Below are 25,325 nucleotides of genomic sequence, written 5' to 3' on the forward strand. Positions count from 1 at the left end.
GAGATTTAGTTTTTAATGAATTTGATGGTTTGTAGTCCACCTTTCTCTGAATTAATACTTAAAAAATAAAGTCCTTTAATTAACCCTGAAACGTCCAACGTGGTCAAAGGTGTATTATTAAATTTCTCAGATACTACTTGACCTAACTGATTGACTATTTTGAACTGATAATTATCTATAAGTTGAGTTTTAATAGTTAAACTGTTTGTTGCTGGGTTTGGGTATATTTCATAATTTTTATGGGTAAAATGATTCATTCCCAAAACATCCGATAAATCAAAAATCCTGACATGACCAGCATCAGTACCGTTTCCGCTATTATATTGAGCACCAATAGCAAGGGTACTTCCATCACCCGAAAGAGAGAGGCCTACGCCACTTTGATCATATATTGCTTCACCATTGATATTGACACCTATTTGTGTCCAAACATTTGAAACATTTTGATAAACTCGTACTTGACCAGAGTTTGCACCATTCACACTACCAAAAATACTACTAATAGCTACTATACTCCCGTCCGCTGAAATAGATAATCCATGACCAGTACCATTAGCATTGCCACTATTGATACTAGATCCTATCTGTTGCCACGTTCCAGCATTGTACTGAAAAATACGAACATGTGCATGACTTGGTCCAGAATAAGCAGGAGCGCTAACTGCCACGATATTACCATCGGCAGAAAGAGAAACATTTTTGCCACATTGTCCATCACCTATGCCTTTTATATTAGGTCCTAGTTGTTCCCAACCTCCTTCTATATATCTATATATTTTAACATAACCATGATAAATTCCATTAGTTGCTGCATATGGTGAGCCAATAGCTACGGTATTACCGTCCGCAGAAATAGAAACTTTAAATCCACTATAATGACCAGATCCAGTGCCATCAATGTCAATTCCCTTTTGCTGCCAAACTCCTGAAATATTTTCATATACTCTTACATGTCCTGCATTAGTTGCAAATCCGTCATTAAGATAAGCACCAATTGCAACGGTATTACCATCATCTGAAAGCGCTACACTATTTCCTGATCCATTGTGCAGTGCTTCTCCATCAATATCACTACCTACTTGTATCCAATCATCAGATATATACTTATATACTCGCACATGACCAGAACTTTCTCCATTGTCACTATTATTAGTAGCACCAATAGCAACGACACTGCCATCTGCAGAGAGAGAAACACTAGCTCCACTAAAGTCACCTATGGCTTCCCCCAGTATATTATTACCCATTTGTGTCCTTACACCATCTACATTTTGAAACACCTGAACCACCCCTCTAAAATTAGAAGCTCCGCGAGAACTAATTGCAACAACACTGCCATCATTAGACAACGCTACACTATAACCACTTAAAAGATTACTTGTATATCCATCTATGTCATCTCCTATTTGAGTTTGCCCTAAACCGATTATGGGAATTAACCCAATTAGCAAAAAAATTCTAAAATTTGTAATTATTTTTTTCATGGCTAGTGTATTTATTTTTTAATAATTTTTATGGTTTCAGAATTGCCGCTTTCAGATGAAATATTTATAAAATAAAGTCCATTAGTTAAATTTAAAACCTCTAACTCTATTGAAGCATTATTATCTATTTTACTTAAAACAACCTGACCTAAAGTGTTTACTATTTCTAAATGATAGACTTCTGAACTTGGTGATTGAATAAACAACCTGTCAGATACTGGGTTTGGATATAGTTTGAATGTATCATTTACCAACTGCTCTATAGACAATGTAGAGTCTGTGGAAATTCCAAATTCTGACGTGTTTCCGTTCGCATCAGTAGCGGTTGCTACAATGGTGAGATAATCATCCACATCATATCCGGTAGGAAGGTTTAATGTAACGGTTTTATTTCCTGGTTCAAGATAGTTGTCTGCCTCAATGAAAAATTTCCCCTGACCATTTGTTGCTCCAAAAAATTCAATCACCATAGGATAAACAGAATTCGTTATAGAACTCGGAACTGAATAAGTCACCTCTAAAGCATCGTCACCTAAATCTACAATCGCACTGATTTCTGGTGTGTTTTGAAGATTGTTAACTCCGGTATCTGCATCCTCCACATCATTTTCTGTGGTGCCGATTAAATCAATTCCTAAAACCGAATTATTAAATATACTATTCTCAGAAATTGTCACTTGAGTAGAAACACCTAAATTAGGACTTAGCTCAACTCCTTTTTGGTTGTTTGTTATGATATTATTTGTAATTGTATTACCTGTATTTGCACCTGTAATTGAAATCCCATGAAGACCGTTTCCAATATTGGTAATTCCATCTAAACCTACACCAATATGATTATAACCAAAAGTGTTGTTGTTTGAGGCAAAGAATACATTTATTCCACTCAAATTATGACCTCCAATAATATTCCCCTCATTAGATGTACTTCCGCCAATAATGTTATTACTACTGTTATTCAATAAAATACCAACTCCTACATTTGTGACTTCGGTATTTCCATCTGGTAAAGTCCCTACCTTATTACTCATAAAATGAACGTCATTGGCTCCATGGAAGTTGACATTCTTAGATTGACTTGAAATTGTGCCATTACCAGAAATTGTGTTTTCTAATACTAGGGTTCCTGTTAAAGTCCCAGACAATCTTAATCCTTCCGTTGCATTTTTTATGACTCCATTTCCTGCTGGATTTAAGCCTATATAATTATTCTGAATGGTGTGTGATGTTCCTGAAAGAGACATTCCGATATTGCTGTTTCCTGAGATGATATTTCCATCTAAAGGGTCTGTTCCACCAATAACACTATTGGTTGATGACGTTGATAAAGATATCCCTGTAACATTGCCAATGGCATCATCACCTGAGGCGTTTAAACCAATATAATTCCCTTGCACTATAGACCCACTCGATGTGCTTTCAGAAATCTCTATTCCAATAGAGTTACCAGAAATAATATTTCGAGAACCCACTTCTGATCCACCAATGCTATTATTACTATCTTGTAGATAAACCCCTGCATAATTAGCTATTGCTGATGTGCCTGAAGCGTTTGTACCAATATAATTCCCAAGTATTTGATTGCCTTTACCGCTAATAATCGTAATTCCATCAACAGTATTTCCTGAGATAACATTTTTAGCATTGGCTGTTGTACCTCCAATAGTATTGTTGTTATTCTCACCTGTAAGCATCATAATGCCTATTTGATTTGACAATGCTGAGTTACCTGTAACATCTACACCTATATAATTGCCTTTTACACTATTAGAAACCACAGGTCCCGCTGTGTTTCCTTGAAAATAAATGCCGTATTGTCCATTGCCTGAGATTAAATTTCCCTCACCTACTTCGTCTGTTCCAATACTATTATTATTTGCTCCAAATAATACCATAACACCAGCTCTAACATTAGAAATAGTTTCCGTTCCTGTAATATCTGTACCTATATAATTTCCTATAATTAAATTACCATAAGACTCAGCCCCTGAAAGCGCTACTCCCGTTCCTACAGTATTATCATCAGATGCACTACTGCCAGAAATAATATTACGAGCTCCCGCAGAATTTCCTCCTAATATATTATTCGGTGCATCTAAAAACTGAACATTAAAACGATTTCCTTTATTTAAGGTTCCGGTGGCATCCGTACCTATTAAATTGCCTTGAACAAGATTATTTGTAGCAGCCGAATTTATTTCAGATCCTTCAAAAGTAAGTCCACCTACTCCATTGCCTGAAATGACATTGCCTTGATTAGGCTGCGTGCCGCCAATCACATTTCCTCCCGTATTATTAAAATACAATCCACCTCCTGTATTAGAATTGATAGTGATGCCATCAGGTTTGATTCCTATATAATTAGATTGAAAAATATGATTTCCTGTATTTGAATAAACGCCAAAACCAAAACTATAGGGATAAGTATCCATTCGTTTAAAACCACCAATACTCAATCCATAAATTTCACTTCCTTCAGAACTCCCTATAAGTTGTATACCATTATGCGTACCTGCTAAAGCAGAGCCATCGATTTCTATTATTGGTGAGTTGATATAATCTAATTGTGTTCTACCGTCTATAATAAGCGGTTGTTCTATAGGAGGTAATACATCTGTAACCGTAATAACAAATGGTGCATTACCAGAGATATCAAATTCTATACGATCCTTATCACTTGTTTTATTAGCATTTTGAATAGCTGCACGTAATGTACAATTACCTTGTGCATCTCCACAAAAAGAATCGTTGAGATTAATATCTGGCAAATCTGCTGGACTGTTAACCGTATAAGTTGTTTGTGAAAAGGATATAAATGTAAGCTGAATAAAAGCCAGAATTAGTAGTTGTTTTTTCATGATAAAAGATTGTATTTGTTATGTAATTCTTTTTTTAAACTGTCTGGTTTATTTAGAAAAACCAGACAGTTGGAAAGCCTTTATTTAATTGCAGTCCGTTGCATTAATTTGTTCTTTATACTGATCTATATCATCTAAAAAACCTTGTTTATTTGCATTTGGAACACAATCGATAACATCTTCTAAGGCCTCTATAAAGTTTAAGCCAGCCGTTTTATAATTTTGGCAATTGGCTAAGGTTGGATTGGTAGCATAAGCGTTAGATGCGGTCGAATATGCATTGGCTTGAGCCAAATATTGTTCTGACCAATTATTACAATCTGTATTGTTAAAGTCGCCACCATCGTCATCTGAGCCACCGCAACTGGTTAGCCCGATACATGTTATGAGTAAAGTGATTAATAAAGTATTTGAGCGTGTCATGTGTTTTTGAGTTTTCATTTTGTTTATGGTTTTAATTGTTTTTCTAAAACTTGAAGGTGATATTGTTATTTTTTAAATTGATTTCTATTATTTATTTCTAGATTTTTCCAATAATAAGTTGAGCAACCGCTATGGCTTTTTGTTTGTTATCATGGTCTTCATTAGATACTTTAATATGTACATGAAACATATAATGGTTTGAAAGAAACGTTAACTGAGACATCCTAGAATCCCAAACTGCCACAGCTCCTAAATTGGAAATTTCTTGAGGCTGTTTGTAAACTGATGTGGATTGCTTAAACATGGTTTCGTTAGCTTTTTTTACCATCACAATTAAAACTTCACTAGACTTTGCCGTTTTAAATTCTTGACCTCCAAATGATCTTGATGTCGTCACCTTTTCGTCTTCCCATTTATAAATACAAGTTGGATAGGTGTAAACTACGTCCTTCAGTTCTATAGGATATTCTTCAATGGCAAACATGCTTTTTATTTCATGTAACGAAACCAATTCACAAGGGGAATCAACAACAGACCCTTTTATCGGGTTTTCATTTTTTGCTGCTATCTTATTTTGAGAGCTATCCTCTTTGTTTCCCTGGTTATTACAAGCTAATGCCATCATAGAAAACAATAGAATTAGTAAATTGATCTTTACAATTTTCATGTTAAGCTTCTTTAGAAATTTGACCATGAGATAATTTTATGAGTTGTGTTTTTATTATTGATTGCATTCTATCCTTCTTTCTTCTATTTTTAAACCAACTGAATGACTATAAATAATAGGCTTCACGTATTACTATAAATTTTTAAACTTCTGTAGATTTTCAATTCCCATGGCATCCCAAAGCGCGTTAGTATCCATTGCTTTACCTTCTACCGTTACATAAAACCGGTTGTTGTAGAGAAATCTTAGTTCAGATTGAAAATCTGCTTTAGTATTTTCATCGCGATCAGTACCAAAAGTCAATATCCCGTTTCGCTCTTTTTTTGAATATCTTATAGTATTATTACTCTCGGAAGTTATTTTATTAAGCTCTAACATTTTTAAAGGTATAATCGCACCAACAGCTTTCTGGCCAGCTGCGTCTAAAATTTCAATTCTTATAGTATCATCTCCAAAATGTCCTGCAACGTTTTGACTTCCAATAATTTTAGGTTCAAGCTTATGTTCTTCTGACTTATCTATACTTAGATTTTTTAATCGTTTGGGAAATGCTTCAATAAGTTGCTCATTAGTTAATGGTGTTTTTGTACCTAGTTCTTTACGTAGTTCTGCATATTTATCATTTATATTTTCATTTTTACCAGTCACTTCATTCAACACCTCCTCAACAACCTTAGATTTAGTCGTGCCAGAAGATTTTGAATCTTCCTTACAAGACGTCATAAAAACGATCATAAGCATAAGTGGCAATAATGTTTTCAATATATTAGGACTTGTTCTCATAGATGATGTTTTAAATTTTTCTCTTTTTTACATGAATTTATAATCCGATTTTTCTATGTTCCGTTTCACCTCCTCCAAGCCAATACACTCCATCGTTGCGCTTTCTTTTTTCTTTTTTAAATTTTGCATATCCATAGAAATCATGAGTGTTTTCTCATTAGGATCAAAATAATCTTTAAGCTGTGTTGGTATTTTAGTGGTTTTATTTTTGAAGATATCATCAAAACTCACTTCGGTTTCGTTAGTAAAATACATGACCATTTCATACTCCGCATTAGTGGCTTTAACTCCTTTGCAGTTAAAACCATTTACTGTTTTTTCTGGTAACACTTCAAATTTAAATTGGTCCGATTCGTTATTTGCCTCTTCAATATCTAACTCTGGCATTTGGTTTACCATACCTATATTATTACCTTCAGATTCCATAAACATTACAGTTACCTTGTTTTCATTATCCATAACCGTAAACATACTTTCCATGACAGCGGTAGTAAATCCAAAATAAGAAGCATCTGGTTTTAAATAATAATCAAAAACCATTTCGCCTTCTTTGGTGGTCATTTTTAAAGAATATTTCCAAGTAAAATCATAAGAATCGGCAACTAAAGAGGCTTCGGCTTTTTCTTTGCTACCCCCAAATGGATTAGTATCAAAAGCCTTATCCATGGATTTAGTAGCTTTTTCAGACGCTCTATCAGCGGCTTTTTCAATGACAGCGTTTTCCACCTTTTGCTCTACTCGCTTTTTAAGTTTATTTAAAAACTGAGCTTGAGATGTTGAGATAGAAAACAAGCAAAAAACAATAGATACAATAACACAAGTATTTTTACTTTTCATGTTGATTTGATTTAGAATGATTTATCTTTAGTGAAGGAAAAATCACAGATGTTAACATCTTCTAAAAAAAAATTCTAAATTTCTATGGAACAACATTTTGTTGATGCTCTAAAAAACGATGACACCAAGCTCATCAAAGTGATTTATGGCGATTATAGAAATGAATTTATTTTCTTTTCTAAAAAATATAATATTGCAGAAGCTGATAGCTTAGACATCTATCAAGAAGCGTTTTTAGCGATTAGAAAACACGCCATATCAGGAAAACTACAGGACGTCAATAGCAGCTTTAAAACCTATCTTTTTGGTATTGGAAAACATCTTATTTACAATAAATTAAAAGAGTATTCCTCCAAGCAATCTTATGATCTTATACTACATAAAGCAGATGCTGATTATGAAGAAATTACTATAGATACCTCAGAAAAGCTTACTAAAGAGCAAGAATTACTTCGTCATTATTTTAAGCAATTAGGAAAAAGTTGCCAGCAAATGTTAACATTGAGTTTTTACAGAGGACTAACTAATGATGAAATAGCAACTTTAGAAGGTTATGAAAATGAAGGCGTAGTGCGAAGTCAAAAATCGCGTTGCCTGAAAACATTGAAAAACCTGATAAAAAACCCCTTAAATAATGACTAACGAAACACTAATAGAAAAGTATTTTTCTAAGAGGTTGACAACAGACGAATCTCTAGAATTCCAAAAACTTTACGATACTAATCCCAATTTTAAACAAGAAGTAGATTTCCTTAAAACTGTGAGAACAGTTACTGAAACAGAAGATGACGCACAATTTAAAAAGCAATTAGAGTCTTATGAGTCTGAATATATTCCGGAAGAAAAAAGCACTACAAAAACATGGTTAAAGCCTCTAATAGCAGCCGCAGGACTTATATTGATAATGTTTAGTATTAATTTTTTTATGACTTCAAATAGTAATGAAGAAAAATTATTTTCAACCTATTTTGAACCTTCAAAAAATGTAACATCACCTATTGTACGATCAGCAGATCATGAAACCATTTTAAATAACGCATTTATAGCTTATGATGAACAAAATTATAAACAAGCTATAGCTTTATTTGAATCCTCCTATCAAACTTCAAAACAATCTGAGCTCTTATTTTATGAAGGCAATAGTCTTTTGGCTTTAGGAGACACCAATTTGGCTATTGAAAAATTCAAGGAACATTTAAAATATTCAGATATATTAACCCATCGCTCGCATTGGTATTTAGCCTTAGCCTATCTAAAAATAAAACAAACAGACAAAGCGAAACACGAGCTAAACGCGTTACTAGATTCTGGTGAAACGTTCAAAAAAACGGAAGCAACATCACTTCTTAAAAAACTGAATTAATCGTTTTCTAAAAAAGAGAACACCTACAAAAAGCCCAATAAGCACATATACCCAATAGTATTGCGTCTCTACAAGAGCATCGGTATTACCACTAATAACAAAACCAGACCAATAATAAGGATGTTTTAGCAAGTCGTCATCTGTGTGTTTTAAATAGTCTAATTTGGCATTTTTAAGTGCTTCATCTTTAAATTCACCTTGCTTTAAATGCGTATAGAAATACGACATTATTTTAGCAGTAGCTTCGTCTTCTACTTTCCATAAACTCATCACTGTACTTGGAACTCCTGCATAATTAAAAGCGCGAGACAAACTAATAACACCTTCGCCATTTTCATAAAAACCATTTCCAGTATCACAGGCACTTAAAACCGCCATATTAGCCTTTAAAGTTTCGTTATACAATTCTGAAATGAACAGCAGATTATCTTCTTCACCATAAAAATTAAGTGATGAAAATTCAGGGTGAACCTCATCAATATTTGAATGCATGGCCAAATGCAACACATTAAAATTATTGGCCTGGTTCATAAAGTTTAACTTAGAAGCATTCAAAAAGGCATCTCCATTAAAAATGTTCAGAATAGCATTTAATTCACTGGACGCTTTAGGTAATTTTGACTCCAAATTAGACGCTGAAAACGCTCCTATTTTCACCTTTTCAAAGCTTGATTTAATTTTTTTCTGTTCCTGATAAAGCAATAATGAAGACCCATAGCTTATCAAAGGCATATTCTCCTCCAAAAGAAACGCTTCAAAAGGCAAATAATGTATTGCACCATCAGGAATAATAGTGAGCTTCTCATAGTCTCCATAATTTAGTTGAGGCAATAACAAAGTTGATAACCTCTTAAATGATTCTTGATAATTTGGTGTTCTTTCTTTTAAAGTCGATAAACATGTTTTTAAAGCACTTATCACAATGGTTTTATCACTTTGTGGCAAGATTTTAATCTGACTTTTAGTTATTAAAAAAGGATATAATTTATCCTCCGTAAAAATATATTTTACAACGCCTTCGTTATCTTTTAAATCCTCTTGCAAAGTTTTGATATCGAAGTGTTGTACATTAAACTGATAGTAGGTTTGATTTTGTTGCTTTATTGAATCTTGCAACTTGTCTAAATCGTTCTTTAGTTTGAAAATCTTATTCTGCCAAAGTGATTTTTTTTCGTCTGAACCTTGTTTCAAATCAATTAAAGCCTTCTGATAAAAGTTAAGTTGGGCTTTAATATTCTCTTCTTGATTAATTAAGTTTTGTGGAATATTTAACTGCTGTCTTTGGTTGTTAAACACAAATTTAGACCATGTTAATTTTGAACCGTTATTCTCAATACTATTTAAAATTTCGGATAACAAACTTGTATCATCAGATTGTGCCGAAGCCACTTTTAATAAGCCTTTATTTATAGCATTATAGTTTAAAAACAAACTTTCGTTATAGCGCTGCCCTAAATACAATTGATTGTAAATTTCAGAGGCCAAAACATAACGCTGTGTCGCTTTTTCTAAATTTATTTTAGAATGGTCTTCGTTATAACGTTCAAAATAAAAATCGCCCATGGCCAAGAATCCAGCAATCGTTTCAAATGAAATTAAAGGTTTTAAATCTTCAAGTTTTAAATCTTCAATTGTTTTATTAGAGTTATTCACTACTCTAAAAGCTTCATCAAAATAGTGCTTTGATGCTTCCTTTTGGTCTAGCCCTTGTGCTGTTTTCGCATTTAGAATCGCCAACTTAAATTGGCTTGAAGTCGCTTCATCTTCTTTAAAATCCTTTAATTGATCTAACAAAATTGAAGCTTCATCAAAGTTTCTTCCTTCTATGAGTAATTCTGCTTTATATAATTTAGTACTGAACGCTTTGGTGTAATACTCCGTTTTATAATCTTCTGTTATGGCAATGGTTTTATTTAACAATTGCAACGCTTTTTCAGGCTGTTTAGTTGCGATAATTGACGCGTAAAATTTTAATGTAGCGCTTAAAGTGTTGACTTCAAACCTGGATAATTTTTTACGTGTATCAATAGTTTTTATTATCGCATCTGTATAATAAACGGTTTTAAGCGTGTCCTTCTTTCGAGAATAATGCAACATTAAATCGTACCAATTAGACAATTGATCTTCGTAAATTTCCTCCTTATTCCTTAATAGAAGATTGTTTTTAGTGGTTTTAGCAATGGTTCTTAATTTATCTTTTTTTAGAATATACTCTTCTGCTTTATCAAAATCTCCATAGTAGGAATACCAATAAAATAAATTTCCATAACAACTGTAAAGGAACTGTTGATTATCATTTTCATCAAGGGCTTCCCAAATGGTTTTTGCTTTTAAAAGGGATTCTAATTCCTTTGTCTTCAATCCTAAATACCTATACTCTACAGCAATATTATTGTAGGCTTGCGCCACATCGGTGTTATATTCTCCAATTATACTTTTATATAAATCGAGTGAGGTTTGGTAATGCTCTACGGCTTTAGAATAATCACCTAGTGCGCTGTAGATAAACCCAATATCATAAATTAAATCTACAAAGGATTTATCTTTATTAGAGAGTGTATCTTTTAAAACTTCATAACCCAATTGAGCCTGTTCTAAAGCGTGTTCCCAATTCCCTAAATAAGCCGTTTGATGATATATACGATTTTGAATTTGGTACTGAAATATTCTATCTGGATGTTTCTCTCTACTATATAAATCCCTGGCGCTTATAGCCGATTGCAAAGCACTATCTAAATACTGTTCACGAACCTTTTTAGTTATAGTTTTATCTACATTATGGTAGTCATAACTTTTAAACTCCATACTTGCAGAATTGGTATGAAAAAGCTTGGCTTTAAGATACGTTTGATAATCTACAGAAGAATTATTTAAGGTTTGTATCGCTTGCTTCCTAAAAATTAGTGCTTGGTCGTACTCCCCTTTTAATTGCAAAGAATCGGCAAGAATAGTTAAGGTATCTTTTTGATAAATATTTTGAGAATACCCAAAAGACAAGGATATAATAAACAAGTAAATGAAAGGATAGGGCTTCATTGTATTGGTTAATTACATTAAAATTAAACAATTAACCTGTCGCAGCTAAGAATTAAGTTGACTTTTGTTATAATTTCAAAATAAATCATAAATAACATAGCATCACTTCAACATTTTTTTAGTCTCTTCTCCTTCAATTTTTAATGCCGTATAATCTAATTTCCAACCAATAGTCTCTACTAAATTTTCAATAAGATGAATGGCTTCTAAAGCCTCTTGTTTTGCGATATTATACAAGCCACTTTCTGGAATTTTTTCCATAATATGCGATTTAGCTCTAGTCTGTAACTCCGTTAAATCGGCAGCTTCAAACTTATTAAACATACCATCGCGCTTATCATAATAATTTATATTGCTTTCAATAGATAGCACTTCTGGCTGTGGAAAATGTGTTAAATGAACTGTTTTTGTTTTAGCGTTTGAAGACATTTGCACTTTACCCAAATCGAAGCCAACATGCGCTTTAGCATTAATGACGACTAAAGCTTTTTTTCGACTAGAAATTAATTTTAAGAACTTTTCTTTTACGTCTTCATAATGATAGATCTCTGCAAAATCACCTTCAACGGTAACAAATTTACAGACGCGTTTTATTTTGTCTAATATTAAAATGGACTGTTCATTAGTGATTTTTTTAGTCTTCCATTGTTTATATATGGTTACCAAACCTAAAGTCACTAAAATGCTAATAATGATTATAAAAAATGTTTCCATGCTATTTACCTATTTCTCCTAAATGCGTGTTTTTAAATGCGTCATCAAATTTTAATCCATAGCCAAAGATTCTATCCATAGATGCATGAGCAAATAAAATAATACCCACTAATTTCAGCCATTCAATTTCAAAATACATGCCAAGAAAATAAATAAGTATTGCTAAACCTTTATGATGAAACATATTGTAGACTGTTGCTCCTATTTTAGTATTAAAAATATAACCTAACATACCAATATCTGGCACTAAAATTAAAGCTAAAAACCACCACCAAGCATAACTAAGTTGGTTAAACAAGAAAATACCAAAAACAAACATTCCTAATTCTTCTAGCTTTAAAACAAATTTCATAATTACACTATTACCTTATACAATATAGGTTTACTTGGACTTGCATCGTTTTCAAATGGTGCAATTTGAAGATTAAGCATATAACAACCATCTGATATTTTATTAGACACATAAATAAATTCTGTAATTGTAGCATCTAATCGTAATTTCCCCTTAGTATTCCAAAACGCATTGTGCGCTAAGAGTTCGCCTCCATCTTGCTCTTTGTCTACACTAGGCAAATCAATAAGAAGATGTTTTACTCCTTTGTTTTTTAGATACTCTGCGGCATCTTCTAACAAATACGTTGGGTTGGTATTAGAATATTGCTTGGTGAATTTATCACGTGTATTGGGCATGGTTCTAATCACAATGGCTTCGCGTTTTTTATTGCCTAAGGCAAACTGTAATTGTTTTCTAGAAATCACATAATCGTCGCCTTGCTTTTCTGGAGCAACCGTTACCACTTCCGCTAAAAAGAAAAACTGTTTTAAATGTTGGTTTATAGAATAGACTTTTTCTGTAATATGACCAACCGTTTCTGTATGTGTACCATGCGAATGCGGATTAAAAGTAATGGTATTAAAATTTACCACAGCGCCATTAGCCACACTTACAATTTCACCATCTATAATTTCAGGTTCAATTTTAGGAGGATCTAAATACCATGCATTTACATTATTAGGTTTTCCTGTTAGAGGTATTGAAATATCTAAAGGTTGTGATAAATCTATAGTTCTTTTTTTCGATTTGAATTGTATTGTTGCTAACACGTTTAATTGATTTTAAATAATTCGCTGGCAATACCATCACACAAAAACTGTCCTTTTTTTGTGACGCGTAAATGTCCATCATCAATATACAATAATTGTTGATTTATAAAAACTTCTGATTGCTCAATTAAGTAATCTTTAAAAACGAGACCAAAGTCTTCTTCTACTTTACGAAATGAAACTCCCCAAATGGTACGCAAACCTGTCATTATATATTCATTGTACTGATCGGTTTGTGTTAACGTTTCAATCTCAATGGGCAACTCATGTTCTGCTATAGCATTTATGTATTTAGAATTATTTTTTACATTCCATCCACGTTGTTTTCCATTGAACGAATGTGCCGACGGTCCAATTCCGAGATAAGATTTCCCTTGCCAATAGGCCGAATTGTTTTTACTAAAATACCCGTCTTTTCCAAAATTAGAGAGTTCGTAATGTACAAACCCGGAAGCTTCTAACTTATCTTTCAACATATGAAATTGTTCATGCGCTTGCTCGTCATCCACATTATCTATAATGCCTTTTTTAATAAAAGACGCCAAAGCCGTTTTAGGCTCAACGGTTAATGCATAGCTTGAAATATGAGGCACTCCAAAACTTAAAGCCATTTCTATATTTGCCAACCATTGCACGTTTGAGGCTCCTGGAATGCCGTAAATTAAATCTAAAGAAATATTATCGAAATACTTAGTGGCTTCTTCTAAACACGATTTAGCTTCGTTGGCATTGTGTGCACGATTCATCAGTTTTAAATCCGCTTCAAAAAAGGATTGAATACCTATAGACAACCTATTGATTGGACTCTTAGAGAGTGCTATGATGCGTTCTTTAGATAAATCATCTGGATTGGCTTCAAGTGTAATTTCTGGGTGGTCTGAAACCTTGTAATTTTTATAAACTGAATTTATTATAAATTGTAATTCATCATTCATTAATAAGCTCGGTGTTCCACCTCCAAAATAAATAGTTTCTACGCTGGAATTTTTAAATTCACCTTTACGAAGTTCTAATTCTTGACACAACGCATTTATAAGTTCATCTTTTTTCTTCAAAGAGGTTGAAAAATGAAAGTCGCAATAATGACACGCTTGCTTGCAAAATGGTATGTGAATGTAGATGCCGCTCATATTAGTTTTCAGTATTCAGTATTTAGTCGCAGTTTGCAGTCGGTTGCAATCAAATTTTTTCTTATTCTTCAAATAAGTCATACAAGGTTGAAATTCTTAAATCACAATACATTTTCATGAAATTAAAATAAAGCATATCAAATTGACTGCCATAAATTTCTCGTCTCGTTTCCCAAGATTCATATTCTGGAAATTTCAATTGAAACTGGCCTTCAACAAAAGTTTCCCAAAGTTTTTCTGAAGCTTCAAAAGCTGTTATAAATGTAGAATCCTTACTATTTATACGCTTCAATTCAATAACTAATGAATCTTTAATTTTTTGAGATTGGTAATAGTTTTCATGAGCAATATCATTCATTTCAACTTGCCCTTGACTGAATCCTACTAAAGATTGAAGTAATACAACAAATAAAATGATGATTCTCATGTTCTGTTTTTAACTGAATAATCCGATTACAATTGGCTTATTTTTTAACGCGCCCTTCGTTCTGCTTTACAAAAGCAGACCATCCCGAATAACTTTTACCAACCTCAACACGTCCTTCGTTATAAAAATGACAAACGGCAGCAGCCAAACCATCCATAGAATCTAAATTCTTAGGAATTGTTTTAAGCCCTAACATACTTTGCAACATTTTAGCGACTTGCTCTTTGCTGGCATTTCCATTTCCGGTAATCGCCATTTTAATTTTTTTAGGAGCATATTCGGTAATAGGCACTTCGCGCGACAAACCTGCAGCCATAGCAACACCTTGTGCACGACCTAATTTAAGCATACTCTGTACGTTTTTACCAAAAAACGGAGCTTCAATTGCTATTTCATCGGGATGATAGGTATCTATGAGCTCTACCGTACGTTCAAAAATAAGTTTGAGTTTTAAATAATGGTCGTCATACTTTTTGAGCATCAGTTCATTAAGTTGCAGAAATTCCATTTTTTTACCTACAATTTTTATGAGTCCAAAGCCCATAATTATTGTACCTGGATCTATGCCTAAAATAATTTTTTCTTTGCTCATATAATTAATCGCAATACTGGCAACCACTTAATGAAACTGCCAAGCCAAAGGTAAGGTTAAAAACGCTTCCATTAAAAGCTCCCAAACCACTTAACACCGGATTGTAATCATCTAAAGACGTTACTCCATATAAATAAGCCATATCTGCGTAAATAGCTACTTTTTCGTTTATGGCATAATGCACTTCTAATCCTGCATTAAGGTTTAAATACGTCTGTTTATTATCACGCAATGTACCTAACGGTTTTACCATTGCTATACCTGGCCCTGCATGTGCAACTGTGCGTAATCGCATTGGCAAAAAAGTAAAATATTCTGTAGGATCATATACAAATTGCGCATTAATACGTGAATAGTTGATTTTAAATTCTGGCGTACTATCATCATTAGAGAACCGATTAAATCCGTAATCTAATTTTACACCATAGCGTTTAGTCAACATATGCTGAAGTCCTAAATTTATCGTTGGAAAATTTACGGATTTAGCATAAGAGCCTTTTACAAAACCATCGGTTGTTGGGTAATTAACACCCACTGCAAAAAGTGCTTTCCACTTGGCTGTATCTTTAAATTGTGCCTGACTCTTAAAGCTTATAAAAACGACAATAAAAAAGAAAAGGTAATGTTTAAAATAATGTTGCATCTGTAAGTTTTTGGTTTTATTTGTAATATGTACTCTAATGCGCCTTACAAAACTAAACAATTCTTGTTTGTACTTATTAAATTGAGTATTGTCTTTGGTGCATTTTATTTTATCTATTCTAAACTTTCTGAAAATGAGAATTTACAACTCAATGAATTTATTGCATTTTTAAAGAAAAATGATTCATTTTCACTTAAAAACATTAGTTTTTTAATCCTTTTAAGTAGTTTTAATTGGTTTTTTGAAATTTTAAAATGGCAAAATTTAGTCAAAACAATAAAACACATTTCATTTAAAGCTGCATTAGAACAAAGTTTAGGAGGCCATACAGCATCGCTAATTACACCAAATCGCATTGGAGATTATGGAGCAAAAGCAATGTACTTTACAAAAACCCTTAGAACTAGAATTGTATTACTTAACCTCTTGGGTAATATGACACAAATGATAGTAACGACCATCTTTGGTCTTATGGGTTGTATACTATTTGTGAGCCACTATCAGATTGATGTTAATTATTATAATATGGTGAGGTTTGTGGCAATACTTATAATACTAGGCTCTCTTATAACTTTAGGAGTAAAACAAAAACGCTTTAAAATTAAAGGCTATTCACTTGTAGCTGTAATCGATTTTATAAAATCAATAACCTTAAAAACACATGCTATAACCCTTTGCTTATCCTCTATTAGATATCTTATATTTTCATTTCAGTTTTACTATTTATTAACTGTTTTTGGTATTGATGTTGATTATACCAAAGCAATGGTTGTAATTACAAGTATGTATTTTTTAGCATCTATTATACCATCTATTTCAATTTTTGATGTGATTATTAAAGGTAGCATTGCGGTCTTTTTATTTGGTTATCTTGAAGTCAACGAGCTTACCATTCTTTCAATTACAACCCTTATGTGGCTATTTAATTTTGTAATTCCGAGTATATTTGGAAGTTATTATGTATTAAATTTTAAACTGCCAAAACCTGTAGAATAATGATTGCGCTATTAGCCATTATCACAATAATTATATACCTCTTTGTTATAGGTGTACTTATTTATGGTTTTGATAAAATTGAAGACTTTAAGCTACAAGATTTACCTCCTAAAACAAAATTTTCTATTGTAATCCCATTTCGGAATGAAGCCGAAAACCTTCCAAGATTACTAAATTCAATAACAAAACTAAATTATCCCAACGGGTTCTTTGAAGTTATTTTAGTAGATGACGATTCTGAAGATGATTCGGTTTTAATTATTGAAAAAATTCTCAAAACCTTAAGTAAACAAAAAAATACTCTAGCTAGCACTATTCGGATAATTAAAAATGAAAGAACCTCTAATTCACCAAAAAAAGATGCCATAACCTCTGCCATTAAACAATCTAAACACCATTGGATAATTACGACTGACGCAGATTGTGTTTTACCAAAGTATTGGCTTGACACGTTTGATGAATGTATTCAAATTAACCAACCCAACTGCATTGTTGCTCCAGTAACCTATCATGGTAAGACCTCATTTTTTAATCGCTTTCAAACTTTAGACATTTTGAGTTTGCAAGGCGCTACTATTGGTGGCTTTGGTATTCAAAAACCATTAATGTGTAATGGTGCTAATTTTGCTTACCTAAAATCTGAATTTATTTCTGTTAACGGTTTTCAAGGTAACGATACCATATCAAGTGGAGACGATATATTTATACTTGAAAAAATATGGAAAAAAGCGCCAAAAAAGGTGCACTATCTAAAATCTAAGAAGGCAATTGTAACAACTTATCCTGTAAAAAATATAGACCAATTAATACAGCAACGTTTACGTTGGGCTTCAAAAACAAGTAATTACAATAATTGGTTTGCAAAATGTGTTGGCTTAATTGTTTTACTGGGAAATTTAACCTGTTTATTACTTATGCCAGCTGCTTTTCTTAATTATATAACTCCTAAAATAGCCATAGCTTTATTTGTGATTAAATTTAGCATTGACTTCTTACTATTATTTAAAGCAGCACGCTTTTTTAAACAAGAAAACCTATTGCTTTCTTATATGTTTTCTAGTCTCATTTATCCCTTCTTTAGTGTCTATATTGCATTCCTATCATTCTTTAAATCTTATCATTGGAAAGGCAGAAGCGTTAAGAAATAGTGCTCTTTTAAAAAAAATTAGGTAGCTTTACTTAAACCAACTCCAAACTTCAAATGAAAAACATACTATTATCAATGCTTTTGTTTTTGACTTTTCAATTTAATCATAGTCAAGAAAACTATACAATTAATGGAGAAACGCTTGAGCTTAAAACAGAAGTAGATGGAACGTTAGATTTACTTTGGACGAGTGATGACGGTAACTATCGCTATTTTGTTAAATCTGAAAATGGCACTATTACCGAATTAAAGAACACAAAAGAAAGCAAACGAAATTTCCTTGAAGAATACAAAACCACACTAAATAATCTTACAAATGGCACGGCAACAGATAAGCTAAAATTTACACTTTACGACCTTAAAGCTTTTATTAACACTTATAATATGTCTGCAGACTCAACTTATACCTCAGTAGCAACATCTCGAAAAGTAGGCTTTAGATTAGGTGTTTTTGGCGGATTGACGAACAGTCCTTTTGTTAATAATCCTGAAAACACAAAAGTACTGCTCATTGGTGGAGAATTAGAAATTTTTGAAGCTAATTCTTCTCAGCGTCATTCTGGATTTATTCAAGGGCGTCATACATTTGATGATGAAGATTTTAACTATAGCACAAACGAAGCTGCATTAGGGTATCGTTATAGAATAATAAACAAACCTACATTTTCTATTTATGGTCAAGTAAAATTAGCGACTGTAAATATTGCCAGTTCTTCTTTTCAAGATGCTAGCGGAAAACAAGAAAGCCAAAGTGAGACGTCGTTTGATATTCCTTTCATTTTTGGAATAGGATCTGACATCAAAGTTGGTTCTAGTGGTTATATTACAATTACTTATGGAGAATTATTCGCTATTTTTTTAGACAATCAAGGTAATTTTTCAACCGATATTGCTGTAGGTTATAAATTTAATTTGTAATAATACGATTCTTTTATCGCGCTATTTTTAAAGCCTGTTTGATAGTTTTATAAAAAATACTTCATTAGGCTAAAATAGACCTAATAACGTTTTAATCAATCCTTACTATTACAGGTAATTCAAACGCAGTAGTCACTTGTTGTCCCCTTTTTATTGCTGGAAATATTTTTGGAACATGTTGTAAGCTTTGTCTTAGCAGACTATCTATTTCCGGGATTTCCTGTATAGTTTCTGGCTGAATATTAATGGATTCTATTTCTAATAATCCCAAATTATCAATCTTAATTTTAAGTGTAATAGTATCATTAACATCATTAGAAACCACTAAATTTTGAGCTTCTAAATACCGATTAACATTAGTGATTAATGTATTTTGAAAACACATTTTACTATCCTCTTTAGAAGTCATGTATTCACAATCAGTAAACGTTGGGTAAGTATCTACTTCATTCCAATTAAAGGTTTGCAGTTCTTCCTCAAGCAAATCTTCAGGATAAACTTTCTTCTTTTCAAAATAATTGCAAGAGGTTGCAAAAAGCAAGATTAAAAGACAAACAATTCGATTCATTACTAGTGTTCTGATAGCGAAAAGTACGATATTTTATTCAAAAAGCGGCTAGACAACTTCGCTTTTAGATTGAAGCCTTAGCTCTATGCGTTGATTTCATTTTTTATGAGGAATTATTCTTCTTCTTCTAAAAATTTTTCTTGCTTTAATTCTTTAAGCCGACCTTTAGCATAGCTCAAAAATGGGCTTTTTGCCTTCTTCTCAATAAATTGCTCATACAGCTTAATTTTACTATCTGTATCAGCATAATATTCATCTTTAGTTCTAAGAATATAAAACTCGGCCATGATATTGGAAGGATCTTCTTTTAACGATTTCTGAAAGGCTTTAATAGCTTGGTCATACTTTTTCTGTCGATTATAAAGCGTTCCCAATCGTTGATACTCGTCTGCTAACGATCGATCTTGAAGTTTTATGGCTTTAGAAATATACGCTTCTGCGTTTTCAAAATCGCTTAACCTCTCGTAATACGTACCAATAACAAATATTGCACTAGCATCGTTTGGGTTATATTTTAAGGCTTGCTTCCTGTGATAAATGGCGTCTTCGTAATCTGAATTTTGCGCGTAACTCAAGCTTAGCTTTTCATGTATGAACTCAGATTTTTCGCCCAAATCCAACAATTTATTAAACCAAACAACAGCATGTGTATAATAGTCTTGATGGTAATAGGTTTGGGCTTTTAAACTGATCAACTCTATATTGTTTTTATAACTTTCTAATCCTTTATCTATATAACGATGTGCCTCTATAAAATTTCGTTTTATTAAATGATGTTTGGCTATTTTAAAAATGGCTTTTTGATGTGTTGCATCCAGCTTAAATGTTTTTTGAAATTGCTGTAATGCCGTAGTGTCTTTTTGCTTTTCTAAAACCACACCTAATTCATAATAGTAATTAGGGTTTAAACTATCGGATGCAATTAAGTTTGAAAATCGCTGATTAGCGTCTTTATATTGTTTTGTTCTTGCTAACAATTTTGCGTATTCATACTGCAACAAAAGGTCATCTGCATTCGCTTGTATGGCTTTTTCATAATTATTTAAAGCTTCTCCATAATTCCCTATAGCCATATACGCTTTTGCAATATCATCGTAAACCTCCTCTAAATTCTCTAAAGACTTATAAACCTCTATAGCTTTGGAAAAGTTGCCATTACTATAGAGATGATCTGCTTCCGCCTTAGAGTTTTGTGCATTTAAATTTAAGGTAAACACGACCGTTAATAGCCCCAAAAATAGTTTCATACGCAATTACAATTATTATTTTTTAGAGCCGTGAATTTGGTATTCAATTGGTAAAGAAAACGGCACATTTACAAGTTCACCATTTTGTTGCCCAGGTATAAATTGTGGTAATAATTTTATAACTCTAACGGCTTCTTCTTCTAATTTAGGATGTGGCCCTCTAGCTCTAATAGTTTTAGCATCCCCATTTTTATCTATTGTAAATTGCACTAAAATTCGTTTTTTACCAGAAGACAATCCCAATGATTGCGCTAAATTGAGATTAAAATTTTTATTTACAAATGAATTAATAGTACTCACCGTACATGCTCTTTTGTCTGCCTCTGAAGACCGATCTACGCAACTCGAGTGAGCTGGTGCTATTTCAACGACACTAAAAGGCACATTTTCTTTATCGTTTAAACGCTTTACAGCACGTTTCCTTAAGCTTTCTAGTACTTGTAAGCTATCTTTTTTAAGATCTATTACGTTTTTAGAATCTCCATGAATCTGAAAAACAATAGGAATAGAAAAAGGCACAACCACAACGTCACCCTTTTGTTTGCCTGGAATAAACTGCGGTAAGGTTGCTATAACACGCTTAGCTTCAATCTCTAGTTCTGGACTTGGACCTCTAGCTTTAATGTCTTTAACAGAACCATCTTTATCAATTTTAAATTGTACAAAGATTCGTTTTTTTCCTGGACTTAAATTATCACCTATATCTGTATTAAAGTTTTTACCGATGTGCTTGGTTACAAAGTTACTAAAACAGTCTTTTCGTTCTTTATTAGATTCTAAATCTTTACATTCAAATGTCGTTGGCGTTTCTTCTATAACTGAAAAAGGAACTTCTATGTTTTCATCAATCTCTATAACTGTTTCTGTAGTTTGGTTTGAAGTATAAGAATCTATTGCAAACGTCTGTATACCGTCTGTAACTACAAGTTTTTTAAAATATGAATCACTTTCTAACTGCTTTAGCAAGCCATTAAACCTAGCTTCTTCTTCTTTTGTTTTATTTGCTAAATCTTCTACAAATAATTTAAGAATACCATCTTGAGTATTTAACTCCCAATGTTCTTTTGCTGCTTTTGTATTTTTGTACGTTTTATATTCTGCATAGTTTTTATACCTGCTTTCTTTCATAAATTCAGAATAATCGAGATCCTCTTGATTAAGCGTCCCATCTTCTGATTTTTTTTGAACATAACTATCCGACATATACAATCTAAAAGCATGCATTTTAAAAAACTCTTCTTTAGACAGCAGATACTTTTCTAAACTATTATCACTAAATCCTGCATATTCAAAAAGCTCATTAAAATCAGCTCCGGCCTTTTTCATAGCAACCAACTCATTGTAATATTTAACAATCAAGGCTTCATCAGTAATTTCCTGATCAACAACTTGTTCGTTTTGCTCTTTATTTTTCTGCGCTCTAACTTCTGTAGACGTATAAATTAACATCCCAAAAACCATAGGAATTAACAAGGCGTATTTTATGAGATGAAGCTGTTTTGATTTTGATTTTTGTAACATAGCGATTCGTTTTTTGATTAATGATTTATTAAAAAATGTATTGGTAAAAGACACCTGATTAACATCTAAAACCTGATTGAGTAAACTTGTATAATAATCTGCCTTACCACTTTGCTTTACCGCTTTGGCATCGGCAATATATTCGTGTAATTCTTTTATTCTATTTTGATAGATATAGACTAAAGGATTAAACCAGAATACGATTCTAAGCCATTCAAAAAACAACAAATCTACGGTGTGATATTCTTCAATATGCACTAGTTCGTGCTTATAAATCGTTGGTTTTTCGGACTCTGAAATATGTTCTCCTAAAAATATGGTGTTGAAAAACGAAAATGCCGCACTACTTTTAATGAGCTTAACAATAAGGATATTACCTTTCCAACGTTTTGGATTTTTATGTTTTAGCCAATATAATTTGGTGATTTTAGCTAGAAAAATCAATGAGGCTATCACAATGCCTATTACTGCAATTATTTGCCAAAGTGGAGTTTCTGGATCCTCTAAAATAATACCAGCTAGTTCTGCCGTTTGAATGTCGTAAACCGTAGGCGTTTTTGTTCCAATAAACACTTCTGGTAAATGAATGACCATATCTTTTGTGGCCATCGTTTTTAGTTGAGGAAACTTAAGAAATGGTAACACAAGCGCTAATACAGACGTAATTATTAAATACGCTCTATTGTAATTAAAGAAGGTTTCGCGCTTTAAAAACAAATCGTATATCAATAAAAACAACGCTTGAAAAGCTATAATTTGAAGAATAGAATACAGCATAATTTTTTAATTTGTTACTATTTAATTGTTTAGTGCTCTTATTGAACTTTATATACTAGATAGCGTTCAATTTTTATAATAAAAGAACTACTGCGGTTTGTTTTTATTGATTTCGTCTAGTAAGGTTTCAATGTCTTTGACATCCACATCATTTTTCTGAACAAAAAACGACACCATACTTTTAAAAGAACCTTGAAAATAATTGTCTACTAATTTATTAATAGACTGATTACTATAAGATTCCTTAGCAACTATAGGAAAGTAAACATGTCCTTTTCCTTTTTTCTCATAGTTTACAAAACCTTTACTTTCTAAAATTCTTACGATTGTAGACACCGTATTATATGCAGGCTTAGGCTCTGGTAAAATTTCAATTATAGATTTTACATTGGCTTTTTTAAGCTGCCATAAAGCTTGCATAATTTCCTCTTCTGCTTTTGTTAACTGTTTCATCTTGTGCTATACTTTATTTACAACCCCACAACTATCATATTGATTTTCAATGAGATTATATTTATAATTACTCTTAAATCTTGAAATACATTTTTATGATTTTTTCTAAATCACACTGCTAATATAACTAAAAAATTAGTTTAAACTAATTTTTTAGTTAATAAATGTAACTTTGGTCTGCTTATTGCGACGTATAGATGAATTCAAATTATATATATGGAAATTTTTTTAGTGCTCATAGCACTACTTTTAATGATCTTAGGTATTCTAGGTAGTTTTCTTCCTGTTTTACCCGGACCACTAACCAGTTGGGTTGGTCTTTTAGTGCTTCATTTTACAGATGGCATAGAATTAAGTACAACCTTTTTAATTGTCACTCTAGTATTTGCCGTTTTTATTTATATACTAGATTATATTATTCCTGCCATTGGCACCAAACGTTTTGGTGGTAGTAAAGCTGGAATGATTGGCACCACTTTAGGTTTAATTATTGGTTTATTTTCTCCTATTCCATTTGGCATTATAATTGGCCCTTTTGTTGGTGCGCTTATTGGAGAAATGATGCATCGCAATGATTTTAATAAAGCATTAAAAGCTGCTTTTGGATCGTTCTTAGGATTTATAGCATCTACTTTTTTAAAATTTATTGTTGCTATAATTTACTTAGGCTTTTTTATTGTCAAATTATCGGAACACAACACAAGTTGGTATTAAATCTTAAAAACATTATATAAGAAAAAAACCTAGCCGCATACTATGTGACTAGGTTTCAATTCTTGCTATTAATTCAACAATTACTTAACGAGGGATTAATTAATTCTTGCTGATGGCGTAAAGATAAGACAGCGCTTCCACTTTTTACTGTGGAAAAACCGTAAACTTACTGTGGAGAAACCGTAGTTTATAGCATTAACAATGCTTTCAAGAGTATTTTTTAATCAAAAACAAGCCATATTTTATCTCTTTTTTATAAAAACCCTTTTTCTCGGGCCTCTTTTAGTAATGTTTCGTCTTTTCCATCTTCTACAGAAAACAAAAGTTTAAGTTGTTTTTTTCGCTTTTCTATCGCACTTGTAGAAATATCTACATACTCATTTAAGCTTCTTGTCTTAATACCTTGTGATAGCAAATGCAGAATTTTTCGATTAATATCATCAACATAAATATCACTAGAAATTGTTTTCTTTAAATAATTATTAACCGTACTACTATAATAAGGTGGAGATTTTAATATTTGCTGAAAACCATCTGCCAATTCCATAGATGTTAAATCACTTTTTATAAGAAAGCCATCTGGATTTATTTCTTTAATTATATTATGAATTCTAAACGTTTCATTAAACATGGTAAGAATGACAATCTTAGCTCTAGGCATTAATTTTTTTGCCAGTAAAGCCAAGTCTTCACCTGAGGCATATTGGCCATCTTCTGATCCAGGTAAACTGATATCAAAAAAACAAACATGATATGGGTATTTTTTTGATGCACGCTCTATCATAATAACTGCTTCGTCACAATTATGCGCTGTATCTATATGTAAAGTTTGATCATTTTGCTTTGTTGCCATTAACACATTTTGATAGCCCTCAATAATAATTGGGTGGTCATCTACCATTAAAATGTTGATATGATTCATG

At 32.3% G+C, this 25,325-nt stretch carries 25 protein-coding genes; 6 read left to right on the plus strand and 19 right to left on the minus strand.

Annotated features, from left to right (window positions below; translation table 11 throughout):
• Positions 1-5 precede the first annotated feature (5 nt).
• The 6 genes from VDP25_RS00575 to VDP25_RS00600 all read right to left on the minus strand — a co-directional run bounded on the left by VDP25_RS00575 (position 6) and on the right by VDP25_RS00600 (position 7,052).
• The gene (locus tag VDP25_RS00575) at positions 6-1,484 is read right to left on the minus strand and encodes a T9SS type A sorting domain-containing protein (RefSeq protein WP_334465471.1); all 1,479 of its coding nucleotides are present in this window, start codon (positions 1,482-1,484) and stop codon (positions 6-8) included.
• Between the two features lie 11 nt (positions 1,485-1,495).
• Positions 1,496-4,342 (minus strand): T9SS type A sorting domain-containing protein, encoded by a 2,847-nt coding sequence (locus VDP25_RS00580; protein ID WP_334465473.1) that lies wholly within the window; start codon positions 4,340-4,342, stop codon positions 1,496-1,498.
• Positions 4,343-4,426: 84 nt separating this feature from the next.
• Positions 4,427-4,783, minus strand: coding sequence for a hypothetical protein (locus tag VDP25_RS00585; protein WP_334465475.1), 357 nt, complete (start codon positions 4,781-4,783; stop codon positions 4,427-4,429).
• Between the two features lie 79 nt (positions 4,784-4,862).
• A complete protein-coding gene (locus VDP25_RS00590) occupies positions 4,863-5,432 on the minus strand; it encodes a hypothetical protein (protein ID WP_334465477.1) in 570 nt (189 codons plus the stop codon).
• Between the two features lie 132 nt (positions 5,433-5,564).
• Complete coding sequence (locus VDP25_RS00595) at positions 5,565-6,215, minus strand: hypothetical protein (protein WP_334465480.1); 651 nt, start codon at positions 6,213-6,215, stop codon at positions 5,565-5,567.
• Positions 6,216-6,242: 27 nt separating this feature from the next.
• Positions 6,243-7,052 (minus strand): DUF4412 domain-containing protein, encoded by an 810-nt coding sequence (locus VDP25_RS00600; RefSeq protein WP_334465483.1) that lies wholly within the window; start codon positions 7,050-7,052, stop codon positions 6,243-6,245.
• 84 nt (positions 7,053-7,136) lie between these two features.
• Between VDP25_RS00600 and VDP25_RS00605 the strand changes: the two genes are divergently transcribed.
• Together VDP25_RS00605 and VDP25_RS00610 are read left to right on the plus strand one after the other, a co-directional pair.
• Positions 7,137-7,694, plus strand: a complete 558-nt coding sequence (locus VDP25_RS00605; RefSeq protein ID WP_334465486.1) for an RNA polymerase sigma factor — start codon at positions 7,137-7,139, stop codon at positions 7,692-7,694.
• Positions 7,687-8,415, plus strand: a complete 729-nt coding sequence (locus VDP25_RS00610; RefSeq protein WP_334465489.1) for a tetratricopeptide repeat protein — start codon at positions 7,687-7,689, stop codon at positions 8,413-8,415. Before VDP25_RS00605 ends, VDP25_RS00610 begins: the two co-directional genes overlap by 8 nt.
• On the opposite strand, the gene VDP25_RS00615 is transcribed toward VDP25_RS00610, so the two are convergent.
• From VDP25_RS00615 to VDP25_RS00650, 8 genes are all read right to left on the minus strand, one after another.
• Positions 8,392-11,451, minus strand: coding sequence for a CHAT domain-containing protein (locus VDP25_RS00615; protein ID WP_334465491.1), 3,060 nt, complete (start codon positions 11,449-11,451; stop codon positions 8,392-8,394). The genes VDP25_RS00610 and VDP25_RS00615 overlap by 24 nt on opposite strands.
• A 102-nt stretch (positions 11,452-11,553) precedes the next feature.
• A complete protein-coding gene (locus tag VDP25_RS00620; RefSeq protein ID WP_334465492.1) occupies positions 11,554-12,165 on the minus strand; it encodes a DUF4230 domain-containing protein in 612 nt (203 codons plus the stop codon).
• Between the two features lies 1 nt (position 12,166).
• A complete protein-coding gene (locus tag VDP25_RS00625) occupies positions 12,167-12,517 on the minus strand; it encodes a DUF4260 domain-containing protein (protein ID WP_334465494.1) in 351 nt (116 codons plus the stop codon).
• Positions 12,518-12,519: 2 nt separating this feature from the next.
• Positions 12,520-13,269, minus strand: coding sequence for a cyclase family protein (locus VDP25_RS00630; RefSeq protein WP_334465496.1), 750 nt, complete (start codon positions 13,267-13,269; stop codon positions 12,520-12,522).
• Positions 13,270-13,271: 2 nt separating this feature from the next.
• Positions 13,272-14,399, minus strand: coding sequence for a radical SAM family heme chaperone HemW (gene hemW, locus VDP25_RS00635; protein ID WP_334465498.1), 1,128 nt, complete (start codon positions 14,397-14,399; stop codon positions 13,272-13,274).
• 61 nt (positions 14,400-14,460) lie between these two features.
• The gene (locus VDP25_RS00640; protein WP_334465501.1) at positions 14,461-14,826 is read right to left on the minus strand and encodes a hypothetical protein; all 366 of its coding nucleotides are present in this window, start codon (positions 14,824-14,826) and stop codon (positions 14,461-14,463) included.
• Between the two features lie 37 nt (positions 14,827-14,863).
• On the minus strand, positions 14,864-15,418 hold the full coding sequence (ruvC, locus tag VDP25_RS00645) for a crossover junction endodeoxyribonuclease RuvC (protein WP_334465504.1): 555 nt from the start codon (positions 15,416-15,418) through the stop codon (positions 14,864-14,866).
• A gap of 4 nt (positions 15,419-15,422) precedes the next feature.
• Positions 15,423-16,061, minus strand: a complete 639-nt coding sequence (locus VDP25_RS00650) for an outer membrane beta-barrel protein (RefSeq protein ID WP_215926983.1) — start codon at positions 16,059-16,061, stop codon at positions 15,423-15,425.
• Between the two features lie 63 nt (positions 16,062-16,124).
• Between VDP25_RS00650 and VDP25_RS00655 the strand changes: the two genes are divergently transcribed.
• The 3 genes from VDP25_RS00655 to VDP25_RS00665 are packed head-to-tail and all read left to right on the plus strand — an operon-like array spanning position 16,125 to position 19,122.
• Positions 16,125-17,057 (plus strand): lysylphosphatidylglycerol synthase domain-containing protein, encoded by a 933-nt coding sequence (locus VDP25_RS00655; protein ID WP_334465509.1) that lies wholly within the window; start codon positions 16,125-16,127, stop codon positions 17,055-17,057.
• Positions 17,057-18,205: a glycosyltransferase gene (locus VDP25_RS00660; RefSeq protein ID WP_334465511.1), complete on the plus strand. Its 1,149-nt coding sequence runs from the start codon at positions 17,057-17,059 to the stop codon at positions 18,203-18,205. The genes VDP25_RS00655 and VDP25_RS00660 overlap by 1 nt, the downstream gene beginning before the upstream one ends.
• A 53-nt stretch (positions 18,206-18,258) precedes the next feature.
• A complete protein-coding gene (locus VDP25_RS00665) occupies positions 18,259-19,122 on the plus strand; it encodes a hypothetical protein (RefSeq protein WP_334465513.1) in 864 nt (287 codons plus the stop codon).
• Positions 19,123-19,213: 91 nt separating this feature from the next.
• Here VDP25_RS00665 and VDP25_RS00670 read toward each other — a convergent pair whose 3' ends face one another.
• The 4 genes from VDP25_RS00670 to VDP25_RS00685 all read right to left on the minus strand — a co-directional run bounded on the left by VDP25_RS00670 (position 19,214) and on the right by VDP25_RS00685 (position 23,688).
• Positions 19,214-19,690 carry a hypothetical protein gene (locus tag VDP25_RS00670; protein ID WP_334465515.1) on the minus strand — a complete coding sequence of 159 codons (477 nt, stop codon included), beginning with the start codon at positions 19,688-19,690 and terminating at the stop codon, positions 19,214-19,216.
• Positions 19,691-19,803: 113 nt separating this feature from the next.
• On the minus strand, positions 19,804-20,937 hold the full coding sequence (locus VDP25_RS00675) for a tetratricopeptide repeat protein (RefSeq protein WP_334465517.1): 1,134 nt from the start codon (positions 20,935-20,937) through the stop codon (positions 19,804-19,806).
• 15 nt (positions 20,938-20,952) lie between these two features.
• Entirely contained in the window at positions 20,953-23,235 is a 2,283-nt protein-coding gene (locus VDP25_RS00680; protein WP_334465519.1) for an energy transducer TonB, read from the minus strand.
• Between the two features lie 87 nt (positions 23,236-23,322).
• Positions 23,323-23,688, minus strand: coding sequence for a BlaI/MecI/CopY family transcriptional regulator (locus tag VDP25_RS00685; protein ID WP_334465522.1), 366 nt, complete (start codon positions 23,686-23,688; stop codon positions 23,323-23,325).
• A gap of 216 nt (positions 23,689-23,904) precedes the next feature.
• Here VDP25_RS00685 and VDP25_RS00690 point away from each other — a divergent pair, with 216 nt between their 5' ends.
• Positions 23,905-24,402 (plus strand): DUF456 domain-containing protein, encoded by a 498-nt coding sequence (locus tag VDP25_RS00690; protein ID WP_334465524.1) that lies wholly within the window; start codon positions 23,905-23,907, stop codon positions 24,400-24,402.
• 253 nt (positions 24,403-24,655) lie between these two features.
• Here the strand turns inward: VDP25_RS00690 and VDP25_RS00695 are convergent, their stop codons facing one another.
• Positions 24,656-25,324 carry a response regulator gene (locus tag VDP25_RS00695; protein WP_215926965.1) on the minus strand — a complete coding sequence of 223 codons (669 nt, stop codon included), beginning with the start codon at positions 25,322-25,324 and terminating at the stop codon, positions 24,656-24,658.
• Position 25,325: the final 1 nt, after the last annotated feature.

The sequence above is a fragment of the Winogradskyella sp. ECml5-4 genome, from assembly GCF_036903175.1.
Taxonomy (GTDB): Bacteria; Bacteroidota; Bacteroidia; order Flavobacteriales; family Flavobacteriaceae; genus Winogradskyella; species Winogradskyella damuponensis.

Excerpts from the sequence above, each read along its gene's own strand:
- VDP25_RS00575 (WP_334465471.1), bottom strand. The coding sequence starts at position 1,484 with ATGAAAAAAATAATTACAAATTTTAGAATTTTTTTGCTAATTGGGTTA.
- VDP25_RS00580 (WP_334465473.1), bottom strand. The coding sequence starts at position 4,342 with ATGAAAAAACAACTACTAATTCTGGCTTTTATTCAGCTTACATTTATA.
- VDP25_RS00585 (WP_334465475.1), bottom strand. The coding sequence starts at position 4,783 with ATGAAAACTCAAAAACACATGACACGCTCAAATACTTTATTAATCACT.
- VDP25_RS00590 (WP_334465477.1), bottom strand. The coding sequence starts at position 5,432 with ATGAAAATTGTAAAGATCAATTTACTAATTCTATTGTTTTCTATGATG.
- VDP25_RS00595 (WP_334465480.1), bottom strand. The coding sequence starts at position 6,215 with ATGAGAACAAGTCCTAATATATTGAAAACATTATTGCCACTTATGCTT.
- VDP25_RS00600 (WP_334465483.1), bottom strand. The coding sequence starts at position 7,052 with ATGAAAAGTAAAAATACTTGTGTTATTGTATCTATTGTTTTTTGCTTG.
- VDP25_RS00605 (WP_334465486.1), top strand. The coding sequence starts at position 7,137 with ATGGAACAACATTTTGTTGATGCTCTAAAAAACGATGACACCAAGCTC.
- VDP25_RS00610 (WP_334465489.1), top strand. The coding sequence starts at position 7,687 with ATGACTAACGAAACACTAATAGAAAAGTATTTTTCTAAGAGGTTGACA.
- VDP25_RS00615 (WP_334465491.1), bottom strand. The coding sequence starts at position 11,451 with ATGAAGCCCTATCCTTTCATTTACTTGTTTATTATATCCTTGTCTTTT.
- VDP25_RS00620 (WP_334465492.1), bottom strand. The coding sequence starts at position 12,165 with ATGGAAACATTTTTTATAATCATTATTAGCATTTTAGTGACTTTAGGT.
- VDP25_RS00625 (WP_334465494.1), bottom strand. The coding sequence starts at position 12,517 with ATGAAATTTGTTTTAAAGCTAGAAGAATTAGGAATGTTTGTTTTTGGT.
- hemW (WP_334465498.1), bottom strand. The coding sequence starts at position 14,399 with ATGAGCGGCATCTACATTCACATACCATTTTGCAAGCAAGCGTGTCAT.
- VDP25_RS00640 (WP_334465501.1), bottom strand. The coding sequence starts at position 14,826 with ATGAGAATCATCATTTTATTTGTTGTATTACTTCAATCTTTAGTAGGA.
- ruvC (WP_334465504.1), bottom strand. The coding sequence starts at position 15,418 with ATGAGCAAAGAAAAAATTATTTTAGGCATAGATCCAGGTACAATAATT.
- VDP25_RS00650 (WP_215926983.1), bottom strand. The coding sequence starts at position 16,061 with ATGCAACATTATTTTAAACATTACCTTTTCTTTTTTATTGTCGTTTTT.
- VDP25_RS00660 (WP_334465511.1), top strand. The coding sequence starts at position 17,057 with ATGATTGCGCTATTAGCCATTATCACAATAATTATATACCTCTTTGTT.
- VDP25_RS00665 (WP_334465513.1), top strand. The coding sequence starts at position 18,259 with ATGAAAAACATACTATTATCAATGCTTTTGTTTTTGACTTTTCAATTT.
- VDP25_RS00670 (WP_334465515.1), bottom strand. The coding sequence starts at position 19,690 with ATGAATCGAATTGTTTGTCTTTTAATCTTGCTTTTTGCAACCTCTTGC.
- VDP25_RS00675 (WP_334465517.1), bottom strand. The coding sequence starts at position 20,937 with ATGAAACTATTTTTGGGGCTATTAACGGTCGTGTTTACCTTAAATTTA.
- VDP25_RS00680 (WP_334465519.1), bottom strand. The coding sequence starts at position 23,235 with ATGCTGTATTCTATTCTTCAAATTATAGCTTTTCAAGCGTTGTTTTTA.
- VDP25_RS00685 (WP_334465522.1), bottom strand. The coding sequence starts at position 23,688 with ATGAAACAGTTAACAAAAGCAGAAGAGGAAATTATGCAAGCTTTATGG.
- VDP25_RS00690 (WP_334465524.1), top strand. The coding sequence starts at position 23,905 with ATGGAAATTTTTTTAGTGCTCATAGCACTACTTTTAATGATCTTAGGT.
- VDP25_RS00695 (WP_215926965.1), bottom strand. The coding sequence starts at position 25,324 with ATGAATCATATCAACATTTTAATGGTAGATGACCACCCAATTATTATT.